Genomic DNA, 4874 nt, shown 5'->3' on the forward strand with positions numbered 1-4874 from the left:
GCCCGGCAGGGGCGCGGCGGTGGGCGGAGCGCCCGGCGGTGCCCGGCGGAGGCGTCCCGGGTCCTGGCGGAGGCGGGCCGGGTCCCGGCGGAGGCGGGCCGGGCGGCCGTGGCGCCCCGAGCTGGGAGTGTCCTCCCTCACATGCTTCGCGAGCGGCCCCGTACGCGCCGTCGACTGTCAGTGGCGGCCCGTAGTCTTGAGCACATGTTCGCTTCTTCGTCCGGTGCCATCGGCGAGTCCGCTTCCGAGCGTTCCGCCGCCGCCGTCAACACCCAGATCCGGGCTCTGTGGGCCCGTGCGGGCGCCTCGCTCGGCCCCGCCGAGCAGGAGCGTTATCAGCAGCTGCTGGTCGAGTGGGCCGCCGCCGTGAAGGCGGACGTGGTCACGGCCGCGTAGCGCGCCGCCGGCGGGCCGCGGCCCGCCGCGTGGGCGGGGCGGTAAGGATCATGCTTCGGATGGCGTAGTGTTGAACCTACCGACGCGGGGTGGAGCAGCTCGGTAGCTCGCTGGGCTCATAACCCAGAGGTCGCAGGTTCAAATCCTGTCCCCGCTACTGAAGTACCGAAGGCCCGGATCTCTTGGAGATCCGGGCCTTCGTCGTGTACGCCCCCCGGTCCCCGCCCCCGATCGCCTCCCTCGTCCACTCCCTTCCGCTCCCTCTCGCTCCCTTCCGCTCCCTCTCGCTCCCTTCCGCTCCCTCTCGCTCCCTTCCACTCCCTTCCTCCCGTCCGGCAGCCCCCGTGTGCCTCTCCGGGCCCGTCGGGAACTGCACGGGGCCGAGTGGCGTCAACGTGGCGGGAGACCTTCACCCGACGGGCGCGTACCGTCGTTCCCCGACGCGGCTGCGGACATCCGCGGCGCATACGGCGGGCGCGGCCGGCGGCAGGCGGGGCGCGGGGGGAGTGGGCGGTGAGCCGGGCCGCCCCGGGCGATCCGGGCCAGGGAGTGGCCCTCGGCGGGCCCTGCCCCGACCCGGCGGAGCCGCCGGCCGTTCCTCCGCGTGCGGGGGACGGCGGCCCGGCCGGGTACGCCAGTCGGTCGATGGCGAGTCGCCGCCGGGGCCGATGGCGGTCAGCCTGGGAGGAGCGCGGTACCGTCCGCAGCCTTGGCGAGGAGATCGGCGGGGGAGAGACCACTGGTGGCGAAGACGGGGCGCGGAGTGCGGATCCGCAGGGGCATGGACCGGACCCGCGGTGTCCGGATCGCGCGGGACTGGGTCGCCCGGCGCGACGGCGAGCCCGCCCGGGGCGAGGAGGTCGCGAGCCCGCGGCCGAGCAGGTTCCGCTTCTGGCTGCCGCTCGTGGTGATCGGCGTGGGGGTCGTCTTCGACGCGGTCACGCCGACCCGGTTCACGGCGTCCCCGTTCTTCGCCGCCGCGCCGATGGTGGCGGCTCCGTTCTTCAGCCTGGTCGGCACGGTGGTCATCGCGCTCGTCGCGATCGCCACCGAGGCCCTGCTGCGGCTTCAGGACGGCACCATCGGCCAGATCGAGGCGATCGGCGACCTCATCACCGTCGTCACCGTCTCGGCCCTCGCGCTCGGCATCAACCGCATCGTCCGACGCAGCGGCGAACGGCTCGCCTCCGCCCGCATCATCGCCGAGACGGCACAGCGCGCGGTGCTGCCGCAGCCCTCCGAGCGGATCGGCGGACTGGACATCGCCGCGCGCTACGAGGCCGCGCAGGAGGACGCGTTCATCGGCGGCGACCTCTTCGCCGTGCAGGACACCCCCCACGGGGTCCGGCTGATCGTCGGTGACGTGCGCGGCAAGGGCATGGAGGCCGTCGGGACGGTCGCGGTCCTGGTCGGCGCCTTCCGCGAGGCGGCGGAGCAGGAGCGCACACTCGAGGGCGTCGCGCTGCGGCTGGACCGGGCCCTGACGCGCGAGGGCACCCGCCGCGCCGAGTCCGACCCGGGCGAGTCGTTCGCCACCGCGGTGCTGGCCGAGATCCCGCGCGGCGAGGGCGTCGTGCGGCTCGTCAACCGCGGGCATCCGGAGCCGATGCTCCTGGCGTCCGCGGGCGTCGTGCGCACGCTGGAGCCGGGCCAGTTCGCGCTCCCGCTCGGGATGTCCGAACTGGGCGGCTGGCCGGACCGCGCCGACACCGCGCCGTACCCGCCGGGTTCGACCCTGCTGTTCTACACGGACGGCTTGTCGGAGGCGCGGGACAGGAACGGCGTCTTCTACGAGCCCGCCGGGCGGCTGAGCGGCCGTATCTTCCCGGGGCCCGAGGAACTGCTGGACGCGGTGGTCGGCGACGTACGGGTCCACACCGGCGGGGGCAGCACCGACGACATGGCGCTGCTGGCCGTCAGCCGGCCGGCGGAGGGGCAGCCGGAACGCCGCCGGATCATGAACGTGGTGCCCCCGCTCTGACGCCGTCGCCCGCTCCGCCCGCGCGCCGCCCGCCCGGGCGGCCGGTGTGCATGACACCGGGGCGGCGTCACTGTGCGTAGACGTTCACACGCGCTCCGCACTGCCGGGAATCCGGGACCCGAGGCGGTCGGAGGGCGGGCGGCGGGCTGAGGGCGCGGTTCCACCCCGCCAGATGCGGTCAACTCGCCCGATTGCGGGGGCTTCTGTCCCGGTTGATCCGATGCGAAGTCGTTAACGATCATCGGGAACAGCTTGGAATAACAGGTGGATCTCTATTAACGTTCGATAACGCAGCGCGGTCGTCCCAGCCGTCGTCAGAGATGGCGCCGTGCGCGTGCGCCGAATTCCGCAAGGGAACCGGGGAACCAACCATTGGGGTGAATCGGGCGTTCCTGCCGCCTCTGCGCGGCCGGGCACACCCGTAGGAGACCTTCCTGCTCCGAACCCGTCAGCTAACCCGGTAGGCGAGAAGGAAGGAAAGGAGTGCGCCCCCGTGGCGTCCAACCAGCCTGCCCCGGAAGCCCTGTTCGAAAACCCGTCCTCGTCCGGGCACCTCGGCGGCGACCCGTCCTTCGGCCACGAGGCTCCTTTCCTCCAGGGTTCCCACGACGCGGTCGCCCCACACGTGCCCGGTGCCGGGCCGTTCGGCCACGACGCCCACGGCTTCGCCTCCGATGCCCATCAGGCCTACGGGCAGGGGCAGTTCACGCAGGGACACGTCACGGGCGCGGGTTACGCCCCCGGCCCGCGGCCCGCCGGGTACCCCGCCGCGGCCGACGGCACGGGTTCGTTCCCGGCCTTCGGCGACACCGGTTCGTTCCCGGCGATGGGCGAGACGGGTTCGTTCCCGGCGTTCGGTGACACCGGTTCGTATCCGGCCTTCCACGACACGGGCTCGTTCCCGGCCGTGGGCGAGACGGGTTCGTTCCCGGCGATGGGCGAGACGGGTTCGTTCCCGGCGTTCGGTGACACCGGTTCGTATCCGGCCTTCCACGACACGCACTCGTTCCCGGCCATGGGCCACACGGGCTCGTTCGCGGCCGTCGGCGACACGGGTTCGTTCCCGGTGGCCGGAGGGGCCGGGTTCCTCCCGGCCGCCGAGGACACCGGCGAGTTCGGCGGGATCGGCGCCACGGGATCCTTCCCGGCGACGGACGGCGCCGCTCCCCACCCCGAGCCGGAACCCGAGGCGGATGCCGCGCAGGACGGGCCCCTCGCGGCCGCCGCCGGGGCGCCGTGGGGCGACTTCGCGGCCGAGGAGGGCTCGGCCGCCTCCATCTCCCCCCTGCGCGGCAAGCACCGCGTCGTCAAGCAGCGCAACGCGCTCGCCCGCAGCTCCACGGTGCTCGGCGTCGGCGTCATCGCCGCCGTCGGGGCCGGCGGCATCGCGGCCGCGCAGGGCAAGGCCCCGGTGTCCATATCGATGCCGGACGCCGTGGCCCAGCACATACCCAAGAGCGTGGCGGCGCTCCCCGTGGTCGGGTCCCTCGTCCCCGACGCGAAGCCCGCGCCTGAGGCCGTCCTCGCGAGCGCCCCGCTGACCAGCGCGGGCGTGACGACCGCGGACTTCGTGCACGGCGACACCGACGCGGGGGAGGCGCTGCGGGCGAGAATCCTCCAGCAGGCGTCGGCCCAGCAGCAGGCGGCCGACGACGCCCGGCAGGCCGAGGCGGAGCGGGCCGCGGTGCACACGGCGCAGGCCGAGGCGGCCAAGCAGCAGGCGGCGGCCCAGAAGAAGGCGGACGCCGCCAAGAAGAAGGCCGCCGAGGAGGCCAAGAAGAAGGCGGAGGCCGCGCGCCTCGCCGAACTGGCCAAGAGCTACACCCTCCCCGTCGTCTCGTACACGATCACCGGGCAGTTCGGCGACCCGGGCGCCCTGTGGTCCTCCGGGTACCACACCGGCCTCGACTTCGCGGCGCCGACCGGGACCCCGATCAAGGCCGTGCACGGCGGCACGGTCACCTCGGCCGGCTGGGCCGGGGCGTACGGGTACCGCACGGTCGTCAAGCTCGACGACGGCGAGGAGCTCTGGTACTGCCACCAGTCGTCGATGCTGGTCACGGCAGGCCAGAAGGTCGAGACCGGCGAGGTCATCGGCCGGGTGGGCGCGACCGGCAACGTGACCGGACCGCACCTGCACCTGGAGGTCCACACGACGGCCGGCACGGCGATCGACCCGGCGCCCTGGCTGCGGGACCACGGCCTCAAGCCCTGACGCGACGCGCGGCCCGAAGGACGCAGCGGCCCGAAGGCGCAGCGGCCCGAAGGCGCAGCCGTACGCGATCTCCGAGACCACCTTGACCACCGGCAGCCGGGACCCGGGGCACTTCCCCCCCAGAATCCCGGGCCCCCGGCTGCCGGGAACCCCGGCGGCTCCGGCGCTCACCCCCCGACGCCGGAGCCGCCGGCCTTGTGCCGTCCGCACCCCTGCACCCGCACCCGCACCCGCCCCGCACCGGGCCGGCGCCGACGGCCACGAGGCCCGGCCGCCGGGCGT

3 protein-coding genes, 1 tRNA gene and 1 riboswitch are annotated in these 4874 nt (G+C 74.4%); all 4 genes read left to right on the top strand.

The features are described 5' to 3' along the window. Positions 1 to 204: 204 nt before the first annotated feature. Positions 205 to 396, top strand: a complete 192-nt coding sequence (locus tag L1885_RS23545; protein ID WP_235799175.1) for a hypothetical protein — start codon at positions 205 to 207, stop codon at positions 394 to 396. Positions 397 to 479: 83 nt separating this feature from the next. Further along, positions 480 to 553 (top strand) — tRNA-Met (locus L1885_RS23550). 585 nt (positions 554 to 1138) lie between these two features. After that, positions 1139 to 2377, top strand: coding sequence for a PP2C family protein-serine/threonine phosphatase (locus tag L1885_RS23555; RefSeq protein WP_235799176.1), 1239 nt, complete (start codon positions 1139 to 1141; stop codon positions 2375 to 2377). Between the two features lie 327 nt (positions 2378 to 2704). Then, positions 2705 to 2859, top strand: a riboswitch (cyclic di-AMP (ydaO/yuaA leader). Between the two features lie 533 nt (positions 2860 to 3392). Beyond that, positions 3393 to 4592 (top strand): M23 family metallopeptidase, encoded by a 1200-nt coding sequence (locus L1885_RS23560; protein ID WP_372482011.1) that lies wholly within the window; start codon positions 3393 to 3395, stop codon positions 4590 to 4592. Positions 4593 to 4874: the final 282 nt, after the last annotated feature.

The organism is Streptomyces fuscigenes (genome assembly GCF_021556455.1).
In the GTDB taxonomy this organism is placed as follows: domain Bacteria; phylum Actinomycetota; class Actinomycetes; order Streptomycetales; family Streptomycetaceae; genus Streptomyces; species Streptomyces fuscigenes.